17 protein-coding genes, 1 tRNA gene and 1 pseudogene are annotated in these 21,586 nt (G+C 62.1%); 8 read left to right on the forward strand and 11 right to left on the reverse strand.

Annotated elements, in window-relative coordinates; translation table 11 throughout:
* Positions 1 to 193: 193 nt before the first annotated feature.
* From clpX to tig, 3 genes are all read right to left on the reverse strand, one after another.
* The gene (gene clpX / locus KHO33_RS06015) at positions 194 to 1,465 is read right to left on the reverse strand and encodes an ATP-dependent Clp protease ATP-binding subunit ClpX (RefSeq protein WP_007182009.1); all 1,272 of its coding nucleotides are present in this window, start codon (positions 1,463 to 1,465) and stop codon (positions 194 to 196) included.
* Positions 1,466 to 1,662: 197 nt separating this feature from the next.
* Positions 1,663 to 2,316 carry an ATP-dependent Clp endopeptidase proteolytic subunit ClpP gene (gene clpP, locus KHO33_RS06020; protein WP_007182010.1) on the reverse strand — a complete coding sequence of 218 codons (654 nt, stop codon included), beginning with the start codon at positions 2,314 to 2,316 and terminating at the stop codon, positions 1,663 to 1,665.
* Between the two features lie 206 nt (positions 2,317 to 2,522).
* Positions 2,523 to 3,869, reverse strand: coding sequence for a trigger factor (gene tig / locus KHO33_RS06025; protein ID WP_054039527.1), 1,347 nt, complete (start codon positions 3,867 to 3,869; stop codon positions 2,523 to 2,525).
* Positions 3,870 to 4,444: 575 nt separating this feature from the next.
* Here tig and KHO33_RS06030 point away from each other — a divergent pair.
* Both KHO33_RS06030 and KHO33_RS06035 read left to right on the forward strand, forming a co-directional pair.
* Positions 4,445 to 5,590: a glycerate kinase gene (locus KHO33_RS06030; protein WP_093632689.1), complete on the forward strand. Its 1,146-nt coding sequence runs from the start codon at positions 4,445 to 4,447 to the stop codon at positions 5,588 to 5,590.
* A 64-nt stretch (positions 5,591 to 5,654) separates the two neighbouring features.
* Complete coding sequence (locus tag KHO33_RS06035) at positions 5,655 to 6,107, forward strand: MarR family winged helix-turn-helix transcriptional regulator (protein ID WP_054039525.1); 453 nt, start codon at positions 5,655 to 5,657, stop codon at positions 6,105 to 6,107.
* A gap of 160 nt (positions 6,108 to 6,267) precedes the next feature.
* Here KHO33_RS06035 and KHO33_RS06040 read toward each other — a convergent pair whose 3' ends face one another.
* Together KHO33_RS06040 and KHO33_RS06045 are read right to left on the reverse strand one after the other, a co-directional pair.
* Positions 6,268 to 7,776 carry a DUF3999 domain-containing protein gene (locus KHO33_RS06040; protein WP_054039523.1) on the reverse strand — a complete coding sequence of 503 codons (1,509 nt, stop codon included), beginning with the start codon at positions 7,774 to 7,776 and terminating at the stop codon, positions 6,268 to 6,270.
* Positions 7,773 to 8,024: pseudogene (locus tag KHO33_RS06045) on the reverse strand (DUF2339 domain-containing protein); the annotation flags it as partial. The gene KHO33_RS06040 and the pseudogene KHO33_RS06045, both read right to left, overlap by 4 nt.
* Before the next feature lie 177 nt (positions 8,025 to 8,201).
* Between KHO33_RS06045 and KHO33_RS06050 the strand changes: the two are divergent.
* Positions 8,202 to 8,495 carry a hypothetical protein gene (locus KHO33_RS06050; RefSeq protein ID WP_054039519.1) on the forward strand — a complete coding sequence of 98 codons (294 nt, stop codon included), beginning with the start codon at positions 8,202 to 8,204 and terminating at the stop codon, positions 8,493 to 8,495.
* 99 nt (positions 8,496 to 8,594) lie between these two features.
* Here the strand turns inward: KHO33_RS06050 and KHO33_RS06055 are convergent.
* Positions 8,595 to 8,681: transfer RNA gene (locus tag KHO33_RS06055), tRNA-Leu, on the reverse strand.
* A gap of 218 nt (positions 8,682 to 8,899) precedes the next feature.
* On the opposite strand from KHO33_RS06055, the gene KHO33_RS06060 reads away from it, so the two are divergent.
* Entirely contained in the window at positions 8,900 to 9,724 is an 825-nt protein-coding gene (locus KHO33_RS06060; protein ID WP_054039517.1) for a squalene/phytoene synthase family protein, read from the forward strand.
* 53 nt (positions 9,725 to 9,777) lie between these two features.
* On the opposite strand, the gene KHO33_RS06065 is transcribed toward KHO33_RS06060, so the two are convergent.
* The 3 genes from KHO33_RS06065 to KHO33_RS06075 form a co-directional block, all read right to left on the reverse strand.
* On the reverse strand, positions 9,778 to 10,995 hold the full coding sequence (locus KHO33_RS06065) for a DUF1501 domain-containing protein (protein ID WP_054039515.1): 1,218 nt from the start codon (positions 10,993 to 10,995) through the stop codon (positions 9,778 to 9,780).
* A 127-nt stretch (positions 10,996 to 11,122) separates the two neighbouring features.
* The gene (locus KHO33_RS06070; RefSeq protein WP_128576614.1) at positions 11,123 to 12,766 is read right to left on the reverse strand and encodes a DUF1800 domain-containing protein; all 1,644 of its coding nucleotides are present in this window, start codon (positions 12,764 to 12,766) and stop codon (positions 11,123 to 11,125) included.
* A 183-nt stretch (positions 12,767 to 12,949) separates the two neighbouring features.
* On the reverse strand, positions 12,950 to 13,282 hold the full coding sequence (locus KHO33_RS06075; protein ID WP_054039513.1) for a hypothetical protein: 333 nt from the start codon (positions 13,280 to 13,282) through the stop codon (positions 12,950 to 12,952).
* A gap of 229 nt (positions 13,283 to 13,511) precedes the next feature.
* Here KHO33_RS06075 and ompR point away from each other — a divergent pair, with 229 nt between their 5' ends.
* From ompR to KHO33_RS06090, 3 genes are all read left to right on the forward strand, one after another.
* The gene (gene ompR, locus KHO33_RS06080) at positions 13,512 to 14,246 is read left to right on the forward strand and encodes an osmolarity response regulator transcription factor OmpR (RefSeq protein WP_006048917.1); all 735 of its coding nucleotides are present in this window, start codon (positions 13,512 to 13,514) and stop codon (positions 14,244 to 14,246) included.
* 142 nt (positions 14,247 to 14,388) lie between these two features.
* Complete coding sequence (locus tag KHO33_RS06085) at positions 14,389 to 15,738, forward strand: ATP-binding protein (RefSeq protein ID WP_054039512.1); 1,350 nt, start codon at positions 14,389 to 14,391, stop codon at positions 15,736 to 15,738.
* A gap of 187 nt (positions 15,739 to 15,925) precedes the next feature.
* Complete coding sequence (locus tag KHO33_RS06090) at positions 15,926 to 16,474, forward strand: peroxiredoxin (protein WP_200564530.1); 549 nt, start codon at positions 15,926 to 15,928, stop codon at positions 16,472 to 16,474.
* Between the two features lie 114 nt (positions 16,475 to 16,588).
* Here the strand turns inward: KHO33_RS06090 and ispF are convergent, their stop codons facing one another.
* A complete protein-coding gene (ispF, locus tag KHO33_RS06095; protein WP_054039510.1) occupies positions 16,589 to 17,068 on the reverse strand; it encodes a 2-C-methyl-D-erythritol 2,4-cyclodiphosphate synthase in 480 nt (159 codons plus the stop codon).
* A 46-nt stretch (positions 17,069 to 17,114) separates the two neighbouring features.
* A complete protein-coding gene (gene ispD / locus KHO33_RS06100; RefSeq protein WP_200564529.1) occupies positions 17,115 to 17,828 on the reverse strand; it encodes a 2-C-methyl-D-erythritol 4-phosphate cytidylyltransferase in 714 nt (237 codons plus the stop codon).
* A 121-nt stretch (positions 17,829 to 17,949) separates the two neighbouring features.
* Here ispD and mfd point away from each other — a divergent pair, with 121 nt between their 5' ends.
* The gene (gene mfd / locus KHO33_RS06105; RefSeq protein WP_200564528.1) at positions 17,950 to 21,432 is read left to right on the forward strand and encodes a transcription-repair coupling factor; all 3,483 of its coding nucleotides are present in this window, start codon (positions 17,950 to 17,952) and stop codon (positions 21,430 to 21,432) included.
* Positions 21,433 to 21,586 lie beyond the last annotated feature (154 nt).

The raw sequence follows: 21,586 nt of genomic DNA on the forward strand, positions 1-21,586 counted from the left end.
CCATGAGTGGAATCAGTTCGTTCGATAGGTGAGGCCAGCAGAAAAGATTGCAAGCCTCCGCGTGTGGGAAAAGTTCAGTGACTCCGAAGGTTCAGTGACTCCATAGTGAAAACAACCATCCTGACCACACGATAAACGAAAAAAGCCGTTCACGTTGCCATGAACGGCTTTTTTTGCAGAACCCGAAAGCCGATCAGTTCGAACCCGCCACTTTGGGCGCGTCTTCGTAGATCAGTAGGGGTTTCCCGTCGCCGTCAATCACGTTGTCGTCGATGATGACCTTGCTAACACCTTTCATCTGCGGCAAATCGTACATGACATCAAGCAACGCCTGTTCCAGGATGGAGCGCAGACCGCGAGCGCCCGTCTTGCGACGGATCGCCTTGCGTGCAACAGCCTGCAACGCAGCCGGGCGAATTTCGAGCTCGACGCGTTCCATATTGAACAGCTTGTGGTATTGCTTCACCAGAGCATTCTTCGGTTCGACGAGGATCTTCATCAACGCGACTTCGTCGAGCTTGCCGAGCGTAGCCACCACCGGCAGACGGCCGATCAGTTCAGGAATCAGGCCGAACTTGATCAGATCTTCCGGCTCCACTTCGCGCAGCACTTCGCCGGCGTCGCGGTCCTGCTTGCTCTTCACGCTTGCGCCGAAGCCGATACCGGTTTTCTCGGTACGGTCGACGATGACTTTCTCGAGGCCGTCGAATGCGCCACCGCAAATGAACAGAATATTGGTGGTGTCGACCTGGATGAAGTCCTGATTCGGATGCTTACGGCCACCTTGCGGCGGCACCGACGCCATCGTGCCTTCAACCAGTTTCAGCAGGGCCTGTTGCACGCCTTCGCCCGATACGTCGCGGGTGATCGACGGGTTGTCGGACTTGCGGCTGATCTTGTCGATTTCGTCGATGTAGACAATGCCGCGCTGAGCCTTGTCGACTTCGTAATTGCAATTCTGCAACAGCTTCTGAATGATGTTCTCGACGTCTTCGCCGACATAGCCGGCTTCCGTCAGCGTCGTTGCATCGGCAATGACGAACGGGACGTTCAGAAGGCGCGCGAGCGTCTGCGCGAGCAAGGTCTTGCCGGAACCGGTCGGGCCGATCAGCAGAATGTTGCTCTTGGACAGCTCGATCTCGTCCTTCTTGTCGAGGTGCTTGAGGCGCTTATAGTGGTTGTACACCGCGACCGCGAGAATCTTCTTCGCGCGTTCCTGACCGATCACGTACTGGTCGAGGATTTCACGGATTTCCTGCGGACTCGGCAGATCGGACTTGGACAAGCCCGCCTCGATGCCCGCACCTGCAGCCTCATCGCGGATGATTTCGTTGCACAGGTCGATACATTCATCACAGATGAACACCGACGGGCCGGCAATCAGTTTTTTGACTTCATGCTGGCTCTTGCCGCAGAACGAGCAATACAACAGCTTTTCGCTGTTAGAACCTTTCTTGTCCGCCATAGATGTGTGAGCCTCCGGACACTCGATTACATGATACGCCGTTTGCCCCGGCCTCGCAGTTTGGGCGCGGCAGGGCTTGAGCCAAGGTGACGGCGTTTGCCGCAGGCACTCGGACGAGTCTTGATTATTTCACAACCGATCCGACGACAGTCTCGCCCCATTTTGGGGCAAGACCGCACCGGCGTTTCAAGGACACTTCAAGGACGCTTGTGCGCCACCTGATCAACCAGACCGTAAGCTTGCGCGTCATCGCCGGACATGAAATTGTCGCGGTCGGTGTCGCGTGCAATACGCTCGACCGGCTGGCCGGTGTGGTGCGCGAGCAGGTGATTCAGACGTTCCTTCAGGTACAGAATTTCACGCGCCTGAATTTCGATGTCCGACGCCTGGCCGCGCGCCCCGCCCAGCGGCTGGTGAATCATCACACGTGAATTCGGCAGCGCAAAGCGCTTGCCCTTCGCGCCCGCCGCCAGCAGGAACGCGCCCATACTGGCCGCGAGACCCATGCACAGCGTCGACACGTCCGGCTTGATGAACTGCATCGTGTCGTAGATCGCCATCCCGGCCGAAACCGAACCGCCCGGGCTGTTGATGTAGAAACTGATGTCCTTGTCCGGGTTTTCACTTTCCAGGAACAACATCTGCGCGACGACGAGGTTGGCCGTTTGGTCGTTCACTTCGCCGACCAGGAACACGATTCGTTCCTTCAGCAGACGCGAATAGATGTCATACGAGCGCTCGCCCCGGCCGCTCGTTTCCACGACGATCGGCACCAGTCCGAGCGCCTGCGCTTCGAGATCCCGGGACGACTGGGAGGTCAACGTGTCCAGCATTTGGGCGCGAAAGGTCATGCAATGGATCCTTGTCTGGAAATATTCTAAATATTAGATGCTAGACAGGTGTGGCCGGCGAGCCCGTATTCAAGTGCCCGATCAATGCGAGCGCGGCGTGCGACGCAGTGTGAAACACGCCATGCAAAACGCACTGCACTTTCACAGCACAAAAAAACGGCGTGCGGGCCGTCGCTCCGACAGCCGGCACGCCGTTGCAGCGACGCTTACGCTTGCGCCGTTGCGCTTGCCAGTTCTTCGAAGCTTACTTCCTTGTCCGTCACCTTGGCCTTGCTGAGGACGAAATCGACGACGTTGGCTTCAACGACGTACGCTTCCATTTCTGCAAGACGTTGCTGATTGGAATAATACCAGCGGACGACTTCCTTCGGGTCTTCGTAGCTTTTCGCGAATTCGTCAACTTCGGCACGAATCTGCTCCGGCTTGGCTTGCAGTTCGTTGGCCTTAACCAGCTCGGCCAGCACGAGGCCCAGCTTGACGCGACGCTCAGCCTGCTCCTTGAACATTTCAGCCGGGATCGGTGCGTCGGCGGCGTTCGGCACGCCACGTTGCTCGAGGTCCTGACGCGCCATGCCGACGAGGCGTTCCTGATCTTGTGCGATCAAGGCGCTCGGCACGTCGAGTTCCGAAATCTTCAAGAGCGCGTCCATCACCTGATTCTTGACGATGGCTTGCGTGCGGCGCTTCGCTTCGCGTTCGAGATTGTCTTTGATCTCAGCGCGCATCTTGACCAGATCGCCGTCTTCGATACCGAGCGACTTGGCGAATTCGGCGTCGATTTCCGGCAGATGCGGCCACTCGATCTTCTTCATCGTGATCGTGAATTGCGCAGTCTTACCAGCGACATCCTTGCCGTGATAGTCAGCCGGGAAAGCCAGGTCGAATTCCTTCGATGCGCCGACCGCGAGGCCCAGCGCTGCTTTTTCGAATTCCGGCAGCATGCGGCCTTCGCCCAGCACGAAAGCGAAATCTTCAGCGCTGCCGCCCTGGAACACTTCACCGTCGATCTTGCCGACGAAGTCGACCGTCACGCGATCGCCGTCTTTAGCCGCCGTGTCCGCGCCGCCGTCGCCGTGCTCGCCGGCTTCGCCGCGAGCGTGGAAGTGCACGCGCTGCTTGCGCAGGATGTCCAGCGTGCGGTCGATTTCCGCTTCGCTGATGGTGGTCGTGGTGCGTTCGATTTCAGCCGTGGCGACGTCGCCCAGCTTCACTTCCGGATACACCTCGAACGTCGCGTCGAACGCGTAATCGCCTTCAGCAGCGTCGGCCTTCGGCGCGAAGCTCGGCTGACCGGCAACGCGCAGGTTCTCGGCGCGGCTGATGTCGAAAAATTCCTTGCCGACCTTGTCGCTCAGCACTTCAGCTTCAACCTGGCCCGAATACTGTTGCGTCACCATCTTGAGCGGCACCTTGCCCGGGCGGAAACCCGGCATGCGCACGTTCTTTGCCAGTTGGCGGATACGCGAGTCCACTTCCTTCTGCACGGCGTCCTTCGGCAGGGAAATCGTTACGCGGCGTTCGAGCTTGCCGAGGTTTTCAACAACGTTAGCCATGGCTTCAATCGTCCTAAAATTATTCGAGCGAATCAGTTATCTTCTCCGTGCCGCTTTTCGATGTCGCCGATGTCGCATTTGCGTCGTCTGGCATCGATTGCGCGCCTGCGCCGCGGGCTTGCAGGCCACCGGCAGCACGGTTGGGTCCAAAGAGCCGAATATTTTAGCAAACTATTTGAGCGCTTAGCCGGGATTCGATGATTGCGCGCGCTTTTATCGGCGTTCGAGCCGTTTTCCGCGCTGTTTTTCGCTTGTTTGCAGGTTGCCTGGCGGCTGTTCGTTGGCCGCTTCAGGCCCATCCCCTGCCAGTTTTCAGCCCACTTACGGCATTTTAACGACCCATTTCCCTGCCACGCTTGCGTCGGAAGCGCCCGCATAACCGATATGCGGCGAGCCCGCCGCCCGCGTTCACACGGATGGATTCCGCACGCCCCTCCACGGACAATCCCGGCTATGCCGTTCGACATATTCAGTCGGCGCGCCCATGCTGATAAGCTTACGGACGCGCTCGGGGCTGCGCACGCATCTGGTCAATTCACCCGCCCTCGCAACGACTCCAACCATTCAGAGACACCATGCCGAATTTGCCGTCCTCGCCTGTCGTCGTCATTGCTCCCGATTCCTTCAAAGGTTCGCTCAGCGCGGAACAGGTCGCGCAGGCGATTGCGTCCGGCATCCAGCGCGCCCGGCCGGACGCCAGCGTGCGTATCTGTCCGATGGCCGACGGCGGGGAAGGCACGCTCGACGCCATGCTCACGAGCGGCGGCGAACGCCGCAAGCTGAGCGTGCGCGGCGCGGCCGGTCCGATGCGCGAGGCACTCACGGGCCTGCTGGCAGACGGCAGTGCGATCATCGAAACTGCGGAAATCGTCGGCATTACCGATCCGGTCGGGATGGGTGTACCGGTCGAGGCGCGCAGCACGCGCGGCATGGGCGAAGCGATTCGCGCGCTGCTCGATGCCGGCGTGCGGCGCTTTTTCGTCGCGCTCGGCGGCAGCAGCACGAACGACGGCGGCGCCGGCCTGCTGGCCGGCCTCGGGCTGAAACTTTTCGACGCACAAGACAAAGAACTCGACGCCACACCCGAACAACTCGCGCGCGTGGCGCGCCTCGACGTGTCGCAACTTGATGCGCGCCTCGCGGACACACAATTCGTCGGCATGTCGGACGTGGATAACCCCCTGACCGGCGATCACGGTGCAACCGCGGTGTTCGGTCCGCAAAAGGGTGTGAAGCCGGAACAGGTTGCTGCGATCGACGCCGCCCTCGCCCGCTTCGCCGATCTGCTCGAGGCAGCGCTCGGGCGCACGGCACGCGACCAACCCGGCGCGGGTGCGGCCGGCGGCCTCGGCTTTGCGCTGCACATGCTCGGCGCGCAGTTCGAGCCGGGCGCGGAAACCGTCGCGCGCCAGATCGGTCTGGACGCTGCGCTCGAGGGCGCGAACTGGCTGATCACCGGCGAAGGCCGCTCGGACGTACAAACGCTGCACGGCAAGGCGCCGTTCATTGCCTGCCGTCATGCGCAAGCGGCGGGCGTACCGGCCACGCTGCTTTCCGGCGCGGTCGACTCCGCCGCGCTACCGCGTCTCGCCGAATACTTCAGTGGCTGCTTCTCTCCGGCTCCAGGGCCGATCACGCTCGAGGTTGCGATTCGCGACGCGGCGCGTTTGCTGGCGGACGCGGCCGAACAGTTGACGCGCCTGAAATACGGCGCGCGTTGACCGGCGGAACGGTTGCGGCAACAATCACAGCGCCACGACCGCACCCACTCACCACGGGAAGACAATGAAGGCATCCGCCAGAACCGGACTCGAACAGTTCCTCACTTACCGTCTGCACGTCCTGAACAAACTCGCCGAGCGTGGCATCAGCGAGCGTTATCAGGACAAACTGGGCGTGACCTTGCCTGAAGCAAGGGTGGTGGCGTCGGTGGGCTCGTTCGGACCGTTTTCGATCATGGAACTGGCGCGGCACGCCAACCTCGACAAGAGTCAGGCGAGCCGCGCGGCTGAGGCGTTGATCAAGCAAGGACTTGTGAAGCGCGAGCCGAGCGCCGAAGACGGCCGCGTCGTGCTGGTGTCACTGACCCCTGAAGGCCGCGCGCTTTATCGCAAGGTGATGCCGATTGCGCGCAAGTGGAACGGGGATATGTTCGACTGCCTCGACGAACAGGAAAAACTCGCGTTCGGCGAAGCGCTGGACAAGATCATCAATACGATGTCGGAGCGGGAGGAGTAAGTAACGGCGTGCTGCCGCGAGGTACGCGCGTCGTGCAATCCCCTGGCGTCGCGCGATCACTCTGTGCGGAGCGATCGCGCGGTTGCAGTGCGTACCTTCGGCACGTTCCAACTCCACGGATTCCTGCAAACCTCTACGCCGAAATACGCCCGCGTTGAAGTTACTTCTTTTCGGTGCTTTGACCGTCAGCGCTGGCGGTGCCTGCGTCCTTAGTTGTAGCGCTCGCCGCGCCTGACCCGCCGAGCGCATCGCCCGCCAATCCACCAGCGCCGGCCGCTCCACCGCCACCGTCGGCCACTCCCCCAGCCTGAGCCTGGCTCTGAGCGCCACGCACAAGCCGCCAGGCGATCGCACCGAGCGAGCCGACGGCCAGCAACAAAGCGGCCCACAACATATAGCGCCGCATCGCATCGGGGTCTTTGCCCGATGACTGCGCATCAGCCTCCTGCCCAACGGGCAATTCCTCACCCACCCGCGCCGCCACGGCAACCGACGAAGCGCCCATCAGCAGATCCGCCCGGCTCAGCGCCGACGACACCGCAGCCGCACTCCCCACCGCCAACGTGAACGGCGCAGCGCCGCGCGCGACGAAAGTGAGCGTCGCCGGACGCCAGCCCGCGGCGACAATCAACGCACCGCTTCCCAAACCGCCATTGCGCGTGTCGACTACCACACGCCAGTGGCGGTCCGTGTCGGGCGCCATTTCAAGCGATGGATTGCTCTGCTCCACCGTGCCGTTATGCAAGCGGAACAATGTCGCGCTCGAGACCTCCCGCCACGCCGCCTCCAGACCCGAGCGCGAATAGACGACGGCCGGCGCCACCGTATTCGGCTGCGGGAGATTCAGGCGTAAACGATCGATCGGATAAGGTCCACCGGTTTCGAAGAAATACTCGCCGGCTTTCGGCCCCGGATGGGCGACGATCCCTTCGCGCCATTGCCGTTGCATATCCGCGCGCTGCGCCGCGCCGACGCTGGCCACCTGCACCTGAGCGTCGATCGATTCGACATACGGAGCACCGTCGAGCCAGTGCAAACGCAGATAACGCGCGCGCATCCCGTTGAGCTCGATGCGATCCTGGCTCAGCGTGCTGCCGTTGTAGCTGACCTTGAGCAGTTGCGCCTCGCCTGCGGGTTGCCAGTTGCGCAGATCGTCACTCGACTCGACGCTGACGCGCCCCTGGTAATTGTCGTCACGCACATGCACGACCAACGCATCGACCCGAGCTTCGCCCCGCGCCTCGCGCGTGACGTCGATCAGGTCGGTGTCATGTTGTGAACGGTCGGGCGGCGCCGAGGTTGCCCGCAGCGATCCGTCAGCGGCAATCGTCACGCCGAGTGGTGCACCAGTTCCGCCGGCAGCGGCGGGCGGCAAGGGAAACCAGCGCACCGGCCGCAATGTGGCCGGCGCGCGGACCGACTCACGTGGCGCGTCGAGCGAATAAGGCACGGGTTCGCCGGCGCCATTGAATACGCGCACATCGCCGAGATCGTTGCGCTGGCTGGCAGCATAGACGGCAGCCGGCAGCGGCACGCTGTAATAGGCGGCGCCGCTTTCGAGTTCGAGCGCAAAACGCTGGGCAAAACGATCGGCCGCAACGGCCGCCGTCGATACCCACACAGACGAGATCGCAAGACACCACCCCGTCGCTATCAGGACACGCTTCATTGCTCAGTTTCCAGAACGGCCGCTTTGGGCGGCAACGGCGAAAAGTAACCTATCAGCAGGAGCATCAGACCGATACCGATGAACGACACAATCCGTTCGATACCCGTCACGTGCGACAAATCGAACAGGAACAGCTTGACGACGGTTGCCGCCAGCAGGCCGCCGCCGATGAACCAGAATATCCGGCTCGCCTGGCGCGTTGCCCAGATCATCATAGCCAATGCGCAGACCGTCCAGAACAAATCCAGCAGCGGTATCCAACTCGATATTGCTTAATAGCCTGAGTGCGCTGAAAACCATCGTCCCGCTTCGAACACAGCAGACCCAGCGAGGCAGCCGCGTTCGCGACAACCCGCCAACCATGTCAAAATTCGGGATCGGCCAACAGGCCTTCAGTCACCCCCATTTCATCCAGGGAAGCTTCAGTGGACATCAACAAACAGGTGGCGGCCCTCACCGCCTCGGAACTTCAAACCGCCGGCGCGAGCCAGGCGACGGCGATCGCCGTCAGCGTGGTGCTGCGTCATCTGCGCTCGCCTGAGCTGGCAAAACTGTTGTCGTCGGCGTTCGAAAACCACCAGGCAGTCATGTTGCAAACGCCGTGGCCCGATCCGATGCTGCAGGCGTTCGAATCGACCCGCCGCTTTCTCGAAGGCGCCGTGCAAGCCGAGTTGCCGGGCACACAAACCGAACCGCAACCGCCGGCACCGGATGCCTGAGTGTTGCCGGGCACGCAAGGCGCTGCCCGCCAGGTCACACGAAAAACAAAAAACCCCGTTAGTCCAAAGACTTAACGGGGTTCTCTGCTACAAATTTGTTGGTGCGAGGGAGGGGACTCGAACCCCTACACCCTTGCGGGCGTCAGGACCTAAACCTGGTGCGTCTACCAATTTCGCCACCCTCGCAGCCGGGCAAAGCGCTGTGCGTTCTGCCCGATGTCCTGCATGCCTACGGCCGCGTTAAAACCCGCGCCCGAAAGCGTAAGCGCGAGATTCTAACCGATTGATTCGCACTTGTCTGCATTTGCTCGTGCATCGGCTCACGGGGCGTCGATGCTACAATTTTTGGCTAACCGCACGCACGACGTGCCCCTGTTTGCCTGCCCTTCCCACATTCCTATCCCGTGAATTTCGACGAATACTGCCAGCAGAAAGCGGCGCCGCCCGGATCGGGCACTTACTATGCGCTTCGGCAGGCGCCCGCGGCAAGCCAACCGCTCCTGACCGCGCTGTTCGCGCTGCGTCGCGAGTTCGAGGAAACCGTTAAGGAAACCAGCGATCCGGCCATCGGCCGCACCAAACTCGCGTGGTGGCAAAACGAGCTCGCCGCGCTGGCTTCGGGCTCACCGTCACATCCGGTTTCCAAGGCGCTGGCGGCTTATCTGCCGAACGTAGAAGCCGAATACCCCGCGTTGCAGGCTTTGCTCGCCGGTTTCGAAATGGACCTCGACCAGGCGCGCTATCTCGACTACCCGAATCTGCGACGCTATGTGCAGGGCGTCGGCGGCACCTTCGCGTCGCTGGTCGCGCGTGCTTCGGCGAAGGACAGCGCGCAGGCGTCGAACTGGTCCGCGTCGCTCGGCGAGGCGCTGCAGCTTGCGCAGTTCGTCGCCGAAGCCGGCAATGATGCGCGCCACGGCCGCATCTATATTCCGATCGATGAAATGCAGCGCTTTAACGTCACCGCTGCGGATCTGATCAATCGTAAATACTCCGATGCGTTTACCGAGCTGATGCGCTTCGAGACCAAGCGGGCACGCGACGCGGTGCGAGCAGCGCTCGCCGCCATGCCCGCGAATGAGCGCCGCTCACAGCGCACGCTGGTGGCGCAGGCAGCGCTCGCCCTGGCGCTGCTGGATGAAATCGAACGTGACGGCTATCACGTGCTGCATCAGCGCATTGCGTTGACGCCGATCCGCAAACTCTGGATCGCGTGGCGCGCGAAGTAAGCGCGCGACGCAACGGCCGCCACCTCATGCTGATGAGGCAACGCCGTCCGACATCAGACGCGTAGTAAGGGCAGCGGCTCGAACCGCTGCTGCAGGATCGCGGACGCGTCGAGCCCCCACCACGGCCCGAGCACGGTCGCGTAGAGTTGCTGAAAATCGACGCCGACCGGCAAGTTGCCATTGCCGTCGAGCCGCGCGAGCACCGGCGGCACGCCGTACAAACCGCCCCGCACTCGCCCGCCCATGACGAAATGCGGCGCCACGGTGCCATGGTCGGTGCCGTTGCTTTGATTCTCACGCGGGCGCCGGCCGAACTCGGCATAGGTCATCACCAGCGTCTCGTTCCAGCGGCCGAGTTCCACCAGCGCCGATTTCATCGACGCAAACCCATCGGCCAGTTGCTTGAGCAGCGCCGCCTGTTGGCCCGGCTGATTCTGGTGCGTATCGAAACCGTTCAGCGTCAAACGGATCACCGCGACACCCTGCCCGCTCTTCGGCTGACCTTGCGGCGTATTTCCAGCCGCGAGCACCTGCATCGCCGTCTTGATCGAACCGCCGAATGCGCCGCCGGGAAACACCGTCTTCAATTGCGCCTGACCTTGTGTGGGACGCAGACGATCGGCGGCTTTCACGATGTCGTTCTCGACGTCGAGAATGTGCGCCAATTCCGGATTGCGCTCGTGCAGCGACACCGGCGTGACGAGGCGGGAAGCCTTGACGAACTGCGCCGGATTGACCAACGCGATCGCGCGTGCGCCGTTGGCGAGGGGTCCCATTTCGGCGCTGCCGATCACCACGCCGTCGGCGGCAAAACCGGCTGGCACCGGCGCCTGCGCGAACGCACGTGTGAGCCAGCCCTCGCGCAGATATTGATCCGCACGCGAGGCGGTGTCCCAGATCTCGATCGAGCGGAAATGCGACAGGTTCGGTTGCGCGTAGCTAACGCCCTGCACGATCGCCAGTTGCTGGCTCTGCCAAAGCGGCATCAGCGGTTGTAACGACGGATGCAGCGCGGTGCGCTCGTCGAGCTGGATCGCCTGCTCGCGTTTGATGCCGATGTTTTTACGTAGCTGATAGTAGGTGGGATCGGCAAACGGAATCACGGTATTCAAACCGTCATTGCCGCCCTTCAGTTCGACGAGGATCAGCAGGTTGCCGTAGCCTCGATTCGTTGAGCCACCCACTTCTGCCGTCTGCGCAGCGAACGCGCGTGGCAACCAGAGCGTCGCGCCGGCGGCGGCGCCCATCGAGAGAAAGCTGCGTCTTTTCATCCTGCACCTCGTTCGATTGTCACGGCGCGTGTCGTGCCGCCGTCGACGGATCGTTCATTTGCGCTGCTCATCGGCGTTACACGGTCGAGCGGCGCAATTCCGTCGCCTGCCCGCACTGCTCACTTCCTCACTTCAATTGATACGCCGGGTCCATCAGCAACGCCTCCAGATAAGCGCTGGCGGTCGAATCGGTTTCTATCGCGTCGACCGGTGTGAGCGGCAAGACCGCATGCTGCAACTGAAGCTCCGCCGACAGCCCCGGCTTCGCCGTCGGCGCGGTGTTGTAATGCGCAAGCCACGTGTCGATGTCAAAGCGTACGCCACCCTGGCCGGCCGGGCCGACGCGCGCCATCGCGCGCTGCATCGGCGGACTCGCCTGCATATTGCCAGGTGCGCCACTCGCCGCGATCTTTGCGCCCACCGGATTGTTCATCCGCTGCGGACGGGCAGTTTCAGTCGCGCGAAACAGTTGCTCGACGAATTGCTTGCGCGCCAGCAGCGTCGAGCTATTGATCCATATCGTACCGCCCGGCCATCCTTTGACGTTGGGCGGGTAGAACAGGTTCTCGCCAAGCGTGCGGATCTGCGCGGCGAACGGCGCCGTGTTGTCGTAGCCGATGTCGAACGCACGCAGTGTCCCGACCACGAATTCCACCGGCGATTTCACTAGCACGCCGCGATCGCCGTCGTCCCAGAGCGCGTCGCTCATGAAAAGGCCGCGCAGCGCGACCTTGATATCGTAATGACTTGCGCGGAATTGGGCGGCGATCGGGGCGATGCGAGCGGGGTCCGGTGTATCGGAGACAAACTCGCGCCACAGCTTGGTCGTGACGAAGGTCGCGGTTTCCGGTCGCGCAAGCAGGATATCGAGCACCTGATCGCCGTCGAACGGACCGGTTTGACCGAGCACGGTCTTGTCGCCATCATCGTGCTGGTTGGCGCGCCACACGTACGCCTGGGTGTCGGGGTCGAGGCTCCACCCTGTGTAGGCACGCGCGGCTTCCGACACGTCGCGCTGCGTGTAGTGCCCTTCGCCCAGCGTGAACAGCTCCATCACTTCACGCGCGAAGTTTTCATTGGGCTTGCCCTTACGATTGCTCGCGCCATCGAGGTATTGCAGCATCGCCGGATCTTTCGCGACGTCGTGCAACAGTTCGCCGAAGTTGCCGAGCGCGTCGCGGCGCAACAGCATGTTCTGCTGCGCCATCTGCTGCGGATACTGCACCTTGTCCTGGCCGGAAGTGAAATGGTTGTGCCAGAAGAGCGTCATGCGTTCGGTCAGCGGCGACGGCGTGCTCAACATCTCGCGCACCCACCATGCGCGTAATAGTTCGTAACGCTGGCCGCGCAACCGCTGCTCGTCGCGACGTTGATCGTCCGTCCATGTCTTGCGAATGTCGCGCGTCGGGATGGGTTCGAGCACCCAGTCCGGCAGCGGCGTGACGGATTCGGTTCGGGCTGTCGCGAGCACCTTGTCCACTGCCTGCTCGCGTGTGAGGCCGACGTATTGCGCGACCTCGCCACTATCGGGCGCAAAGCCGACGCGCGTCAGGAAGAAGCGGGCGTCGTCGGCGTCGAGGATGTCCTGGTCGGCCGCGGAAACGGCAGGCGCGGCAGACGGCGCGCGATGCTTGTTGTGGGGAGCATGAGAGGTAGAGGCGCCCTGCTGCTGCACGGCTGGCGCCGGTGCACACCACGTCACGGCCGCTAAGGCCGTGACTGTGACTGTCAGCCAGCGCCCACCTTTATCGCCTGTCAGCACTTTCATCATCGGTCATCCGGTTGCGGGGCGTCACGGAAAGGCATTCGCGCATGGAAAAACGCTCTATGCACGCGCTGTGCTCTGGCAACTCAACGGCAGATGGAACGGGAAAGTTGACGGGGGAAGTGCAACGAAATCTTTCACGCGCCGGGGATCGGCGACCAGCGTGCCCTGGAGCAGGCACGAAAATAGCTACCGTTTATAGAGCTCGCGGACAGCGTCTTCGATGTGCTGCCGTAACAGACGCCGTTCGTCGGGCGTCATATGACCATCACGACGGCGTTGATCGAGATCGGGGGGAACTGCAGTGCGCAACATCACGTCTGACGCAGCGCGGTCGTTAGTGACGTTGGCGTTGTGGCGACTCGCTTTGGGATTTGGCGGCTTGGGCGCGCGTTCGCTCGCAGCTCTGTCCGCCGAAGGCTGGGCGTGGGCGAGCGTTGGTCCTAGTGTGCCTGCAAGCGTACCGGCAATCGCCAGTGCAATTACGCTCAGGCGCACATTCGGCCAAACCCCTCCCTTCATGTTGTTCCCTTCGTGGCGCGGCAACCGGCTACCTCAAATGCGTATACAAACCCCGGTAGCGAGCCGGGTGCGAGAGTTTTAGTCGAGTGAAGTATCCACCGAACAGCCGCATTCAGTAAAGGAGTCTACCTGCCCGTGCTTTACGTCGTGCCACAGTGCGGGTAAATTTTGTAACTGACTGTAACCCGATAAATGATGCAACCGCGCGCTACTTTCTAATCGCGCTAAGATGCCGACCATGGAAACCAAAAACCCTTCGAAAATCCTCGTCGTCGACGACGATCCGCGCCTGCGCGATCTGCTGCGCCGCTACCTCGGTGAACAGGGCTTCAATGTCTACGTTGCCGAGAACGCGCCGTCCATGAACAAGCTCTGGGTGCGTGAGCGCTTCGACTTGCTGGTGCTCGATCTGATGCTGCCAGGCGAAGACGGCCTGTCGATCTGCCGCCGCCTGCGCGGCAGCAACGACCGCACGCCGATCATCATGCTGACGGCCAAGGGTGAAGACGTCGATCGTATCGTCGGCCTCGAAATGGGCGCCGACGACTATCTGCCCAAGCCGTTCAACCCGCGCGAACTGGTCGCACGGATTCACGCGGTGCTGCGCCGGCAATCGCCGTCGGAGTTGCCTGGGGCGCCGTCCGAAACCACCGAGGTGTTCGAGTTCGGCGAGTTCGCGCTGAATCTCGCCACCCGCACACTCACCAAGGCCGGCCAGGAAATACCGCTCACCACCGGCGAGTTCTCGGTGCTGAAGGTATTTGCGCGTCATCCGCGTCAGCCGCTGTCGCGTGAAAAGCTGATGGAACTGGCGCGCGGCCGTGAATACGAAGTGTTCGACCGCAGTCTCGACGTGCAGATTTCGCGTCTGCGCAAGCTGATCGAACCGGATCCGGGCAGCCCGCGTTTCATCCAAACCGTCTGGGGCCTCGGCTACGTGTTCATTCCTGACGGTGCAGCCTGAGTTTGCTCTCACACCCCAGTGTCGACCAGAGTTGGCGCTTTAGCGCCTTATCTCTGGTCCCATGCAAAGCGGTCGACCAGAGTTCGCGCGCCAGCGCGACTACTCCGGTCCCATACAAGCTAGTTCCAGATAAGAAGGGCCCATGCGGATCGACCGGCGCCTCCTGACGCTCGCGTTCGGCGGCCTTTTCTGGCGGACCTTTCTGTTGATCGCGCTGTTGATCGCAGTCAGTCTCGCCGCGTGGTTCCAGAGCTTTCGGGTGATCGAACGCGAGCCGCGCGCGCAGCGCGTGGCGTTGCAACTGGTCGCCATCGTCAAGCTCACGCGTACCGCACTCCTCTATTCCGATCCTGACCTGCGGCGCGCTCTGCTGCAGGATCTGGAGAGCAATGAAGGGGTGCGCGTGTACCCGCGCGAAACCACCGACAAGTACAAGCTCCAGCCCGACGAATCCCTGAACCGGCTGATCGAACACGACATTCGCGGCCGCCTCGGCGACGACACGGTGATTGCGCAGAGCGTCAACGACATCCCCGGCGTCTGGATCAGCTTCAAGATCGACGACGACGATTACTGGGTGGCGCTCGACCGCGATCAACTCGACAACGCGACGGGCCTGCAATGGGCCGGCTGGGGCGTGTTCGCGCTGGCGCTTTCACTGTTCGGCGCGGCCTTCATCACCAGTCTCGTGAACCGTCCGTTCGCCCGGCTCGCCATGGCCGCGCGCAAGGTCGGCTCAGGCCAGTCGCCCGAGCCCTTGCCCGAGCGCGGCATGGGCGTGGCCGCCGAGACCAATCGCAGTTTCAACCAGATGGTGCAGGACCTCGAACAACTCGAGGCCGACCGCGCGCTGATGCTCGCCGGTATCTCGCACGATCTGCGCACGCCGCTCGCGCGGCTGCGGCTCGAAACCGAAATGAGCCCGTCCGACCAGGCCACGAAAGACGCGATGGTCGACGACATCGAGCAGATGGACATGATCATCGGCCGGTTCCTCGATTACGCGCGTCCGGTGCAACGGGTACCGGAGCCCGTCGACCTGTCGGTGATCGCAGGCGAGCTTGCCGCGCGGATGCAAAGCGAGGACAGCATGCGGCTGATCACGCGCCTCGCGCCGTCGGCGGTGATCGAGGCGGATGAGACCGACATGCGGCGCGTGGTCGGCAATCTGCTGGAGAACGCGCGCAAGTACGGTTTGAGCGACGGCGACGGCATCCCGCACGTGATTCTGGAAACACGGGTATCGCACTCGCGGGTCGAATTGTCCGTGGTCGATGAAGGGCCTGGAATTCCTGAAGACCAATTGGCGCTTGTCACGCGACCTTTCTATCGTGTGAATTCCGCGCGCACCCAAGCGAACGGCACGGGCCTCGGCATGGCCATTGTGCAGCGGCTGGTAGGCCGTTATCGCGGCGCGCTGCGTCTGCGCAATCGCACACCAGGTCCGGGCCTCGAGGTCACGATCGAGTTTCCGCTGGCAAAAGGCGCTTGACCGGCCGGCGCGTTGCGTCGGCCGTGCGGACGTCGGCCGCGTTCAGTCATATCGTTCCAAGGCACTAGCCAAAGACTATTGAGCGGATACCTTCATAGGACCATACTCGAAAACATGCAACGTGCCTGTTACGACGAGCTGATAGCGTCAAACATGCTGCTTTCCCATCTCACGAAGGAGCTCTTGCATGAAAACCGTTGGCGATAAAGTCGAAGCGTTCACCGTCACTGCGGCCAAGCCGGGCTTCAACAACCATGAAGAAAACGGTGTGTCCGCGTTCGAAGAGATCACGGAGCAGTCGTTTCCGGGTAAGTGGAAAATCATCTACTTCTATCCAAAGGACTTTACGTTCGTGTGCCCGACTGAAATCATCGAGTTCGACAAGCTGGTCAAGGATTTCGAAGAGCGCGACGCGGTGTTGCTCGGCGGCAGTGTGGACAACGAATTCGTCAAGCTGGCCTGGCGCCGCGAGCAAAAGGACCTGAGCAGGCTAAATCACTATTCGTTTGGTGACGTGAAGGGCGAGTTGATCGACCAGCTCGGTGTGCGCGACCAGGAAGCCGGCGTGGCGCTGCGCGCAACGTTCATCGTCGATCCGGACAATACGATTCAACACGTTTCGGTGAACAACCTTAACGTCGGCCGCAACCCGACAGAAGTGCTGCGTATTCTCGACGCTCTGCAAACGGACGAAGAGTGCCCGTGCAACCGCCCGATTGGCGGCACAACGCTGTAAGCCGTGTATTGCTGCTGAAGGTGAACAGGGGTTTTCCGCGCGCAGCGGGATTAAGTTTTTTTCGCTGCGCGCTCATGGTTTTTGTGAATGCACCGCAAACACAAAAACCCAATATCAATTCTTGATCAACAAAACCGCTGCCTGCGCTTCAATGCCCTCGCCTCGCCCGAGGTAGCCCAACTTCTCATTGGTCTTGGCCTTAACATTAACCCGCTCGACCGGCAGATCAAGATCCGCAGCGATATTAGCCCGCATCCCTTCGATATGCGGCGCCAGCTTGGGCGCCTGAGCCACCACGCTGCTATCCACATTGGCAATGGAAAACCCGGCAGCTTTAACGCGAGCAAAACACTCGCGCAATAAAACCCGGCTATCCGCGCCGGCGAACTTCGCATCCGTATCGGAGAAATGCCGCCCAATATCACCCATCGCGGCAGCGCCGAAAATAGCATCGGTAATCGCATGCAACAGCACGTCCGCATCCGAATGCCCGAGCAGCCCGCGCTCATAAGGAATCGTCACGCCGCCGATAATCAACGGACGTCCCGGCACCAGCGCATGCACGTCATAACCCTGCCCAATTCTGAAATCCATATGCGTCAAGTCCTCAAGCCCATTGATTAAAATCTGATTTATCCATTCAGGAAGCCGCAGGCCGGCACAAAATCGCCTCGGCCAGATCGAAGTCTTCCGGATAAGTGACCTTGAAGTTACGCAAACTCCCCTGCACCAGGCGGGGCGCGTGCCCCAGCCACTCGATCGCGCTCGCTTCGTCGGTCAAATCGTGGCCGTCCGCCTGCGCTCGCAAAATCGCCTCGCGCAACATGCCGATGCGGAACATCTGCGGCGTTTGCGCTTGCCACAGGCCATCGCGCGCCTCGGTGCGGGCAATCCGCCCGTCCGACGAGGCCGAGTCGATCCGCTTCAAGGTATCCGCCACCGGCAAGGCCATGATGCCGCCCACCGGGTCGTCCTTCAGCGCGCCGATCAGCGTGCGGATCAAGCCAGGCGTGATGCCCGGCCGCGCGGCGTCGTGCACCAGCACCCAGTCGTCGTCGCGCGCGCCGAACTCGGCCAGCGCGTGTAGCCCGTTCAGCACCGACGCCTGGCGCGACGCCCCACCGGCGCGGCGCACGGCGAAACGCAGGCCGCTGAAGCGGCGCGCGTCGAAGTGCTGGTCGTCGGGGGCAATCACGACAAGGGTTTGCGCGAATTCGCTGCAGGCGTCGAACGCCGCCAGCGAGTAATGCAACATGTCGCGACCGGCTACAGTGCGATATTGTTTGGGCATCGCGGCGCCGGAACGGCTGCCGGTGCCAGCGCACGGAATCAGGGCAAATAGACGGGAAGTCACGAGTGCGGATGCCGCGAGGTCAAAGTAAAGGACGGATTTTATAATAGGTCCTTCGCATCTACGCCCCGACACGCGTAAACTTGCCGATCACGTGTGAGCCCGAGGCCGCTTTTTCTCTTCTATGCCAGACATCGCCGCATCATCGCAGTACTCCCCGCCCGTCGCGCTCGTCAAGGCCGGCCAGCGTTTCGCCTTCGACGGCACGCACGGCTCGTCCGACGCGCTGCTGATCGCCCGCTACCATCTCGCCTACCGCGAGAAGGTGCCGCTGCTGGCGGTCGTCTGCGAAAGCGCCGTCGACGCGCAGCGGCTGGCGCAGGAAATCAGCTTTTTCGCGCCCGAGGCACGCGTGCGTTTGCTGCCCGACTGGGAAACGCTGCCTTACGATACCTTTTCGCCCCACCAGGATCTGGTCTCCGAGCGCCTCGCCACGCTGCACGATCTGGGCGAAGGCCGCTGCGACATCCTGCTGGTACCGGCCACCACCGCGTTGTACCGGATGCCGCCCGCCTCATTCATGGCGGGCTACACGTTCTCCTTCTCACAAGGCGAACGCCTCGACGAGGCCAAGCTCAAAGCGCAGTTGACGCTCGCCGGCTACGAGCACGTGAGCCAGGTGGTGCGTCCGGGCGAATACTGCGTGCGCGGCTCGCTGCTCGACCTCTACCCGATGGGCTCGCCCCTGCCGTACCGGATCGACCTGTTCGACGACCAGGTCGACTCGATCCGTGCATTCGACCCGGACACCCAGCGCAGCCTCTATCCGGTAAAGGACGTGCGTCTGTTGCCCGGCCGCGAATTCCCCTTCGACGAAGCGGCGCGCACGGCTTTCCGCAGCCGCTGGCGCGAGACCTTCGAGGGCGATCCGAGCCGTGCGTCGATTTACAAGGACATCGGCAACGGCGTGCCGTCGGCGGGCATCGAATATTATTTGCCGCTCTTCTTCGAAGAAACGGCGACGCTGTTCCACTACCTGCCCGAAGGTGCGCAACTGGCGTTCGTCGGCGATCTGGACGCAGCGATCCGGCGCTTCACCAACGACACCAAACAGCGCTACAACTTCCTCTCGCACGATCGCGACCGGCCGATTCTGGAGCCGCAGCGTCTGTTCCTCTCGGACGAGGATTTCTTTGCGTTCGCCAAGCCGTTCGCGCGGCTCGCCTTGCCCGCCAACGCGGGCGGCGGCTGGTCGACCCCGCTGCCGGATCTGGCGATCGACCGTCACGCGGAAGATCCGGTCTCGGCCTTGCGTACCTATCTCGAGACCACGCCGAACCGCGTGCTGTTCGCGACAGAATCGGCAGGCCGTCGTGAAACGCTGTTGCAACTGCTGGCCGACAATCACCTCCGGCCTGTCTCGAGCGACAGCTTCCAGGACTGGCTCACGAGCGACGAACGTTTTTCGCTAGGCGTCGCGCCTTTGGCGAACGGCTTTGCGGTGCCTGTCGACGGCATCGCGATCATCACCGAGACCGAACTTTACGGCCCGCTCGCGCGTCGCACGGGGCGGCGGCGCCAGGAGCAGGCGAGCAACGTCGATTCGATGGTGCGGGATCTGTCCGAGCTGAAGCTCGGCGATCCGGTCGTGCATTCGCAGCACGGCATCGGCCGCTATATGGGCCTCGTCACGATGGATCTCGGCGAAGGCGAAACTGAGTTCCTGCACCTCGAATACGCGGGCGACAGCAAGCTCTACGTGCCGGTCGCGCAATTGCACGTGATCTCGCGTTACAGCGGTGCGGATCCGGAAAGCGCGCCCTTGCATTCGCTCGGCTCGGGCCAGTGGGAAAAGGCCAAGCGCAGAGCCGCGCAGCAGATCCGCGACACCGCGGCCGAGTTGCTGAACCTGTACGCCCGGCGCGCCCTGCGCGAAGGCCATGCATTCGCGCTCGAACCGAGAGACTATGTGAAGTTCGCCGAGAGCTTCGGCTTCGAAGAAACGCCGGACCAGGCCGCGGCGATTGCTGCCGTGATCGGCGACATGACGAGCGGCAAACCGATGGATCGCCTCGTGTGCGGCGACGTCGGCTTCGGCAAGACCGAAGTGGCGTTGCGTGCGGCATTCATCGCGGTGATGGGCGGCAAGCAGGTTGCGCTGCTCTCGCCCACCACGCTGCTCGCCGAACAGCACACGCAAACCTTTAGCGATCGCTTCTCCGACTGGCCGGTGCGGATCGCCGAATTGTCGCGCTTCAAGTCGACCAAGGAAGTCAACGCGGCGATCCAGCAGATCAACGAAGGTACGGTCGATATCGTGATCGGCACGCACAAGCTGCTGTCGTCGGATGTGCAGTTCAAGCGGCTGGGGCTCGTAATCATCGACGAGGAGCACCGTTTCGGCGTGCGTCAGAAAGAGGCGTTGAAAGCATTGCGCGCCGAAGTCGACGTGCTCACGCTCACTGCGACGCCGATCCCCCGTACGCTTGGCATGGCGCTCGAAGGCTTGCGCGATTTCTCCGTGATCGCCACGGCGCCGCAAAAACGCCTCGCGATCAAAACCTTCGTGCGCCGCGAAGAAGACAGCGTGATACGCGAAGCGATGTTGCGCGAGTTGAAACGTGGCGGCCAGGTGTACTTCCTGCACAACGAAGTCGAAACGATTGAGAATCGCCGGCAGATGCTTGAAGCGCTCGTGCCGGAAGCACGTATCGCCGTTGCCCATGGACAGATGCATGAGCGCGAACTCGAACGCGTGATGCGTGACTTCGTTGCGCAACGCGCGAACGTTCTGCTGTGCACGACGATTATCGAAACCGGTATCGACGTGCCGAGCGCCAACACGATCCTGATTCACCGCTCCGACAAGTTCGGCCTCGCGCAATTGCATCAGCTGCGTGGCCGCGTGGGCCGCTCGCATCATCAGGCGTATTCGTATCTGCTGGTGCATGACCCGCAAGGACTGACCAAGCAGGCGCAGCGCCGTCTCGAAGCGATCCAGCAAATGGAGGAACTCGGTTCGGGCTTCTATCTCGCGATGCACGACCTCGAAATTCGCGGTACGGGTGAAGTGCTCGGCGACAAGCAATCGGGCGAGATTCAGGAGATCGGATTCCAGCTTTACACCGATATGCTGAACGACGCCGTGAAGGCGCTCAAGGAAGGCAAGGAACCGGACCTCACCGCACCGCTCGCGGCGACCACCGAGATCAATCTGCACGCCCCCGCGATTCTGCCGGCGGACTATTGCGGCGACGTGCAGGAACGCCTGTCGCTCTACAAGCGCCTCGCTAATTGCGAACACAACGATTCGATCGACAGCATTCAGGAAGAGTTGATCGACCGCTTCGGCAAGTTGCCGCCGCAAGCGCATGCGCTTGTCGAGACGCATCGCCTGCGGTTGGCGGCGAAACCCTTGGGCATTTCGAAGATCGATGCAGGCGAAACGGTGATCGGCTTGCAGTTCATCCCCAATCCGCCCATCGACGCGATGCGGATCATCGAGATGGTGCAGAAACACAAACACATCAAGCTCGCGGGCCAGGACAAGCTGCGCATTGAAACGCGCAGCCCGGATCTGGCCGTGCGTGTAGCGACGGTGAAAGAAACCTTGCGCGCACTCGGCACCCCCAGCCGCGGCACGGCGGCCACGGCTGCCGCGCGCTAACACGGCGCACCGTTGCGTGCTCGCGCGCCGGTGTCGTGGCGGCGCCATTAAAAAAACGGAGTACGTCTAGCCGTTTTTTGTTTATGCTGCGGTGCGCAAACGCGCGCCGCAGCATACGGGTGCGTTTTTTTTGGGTATGATCGAAAGACTCAAA

This window comes from Paraburkholderia nemoris (genome assembly GCF_905221015.1).
GTDB lineage: Bacteria > Pseudomonadota > Gammaproteobacteria > Burkholderiales > Burkholderiaceae > Paraburkholderia > Paraburkholderia nemoris.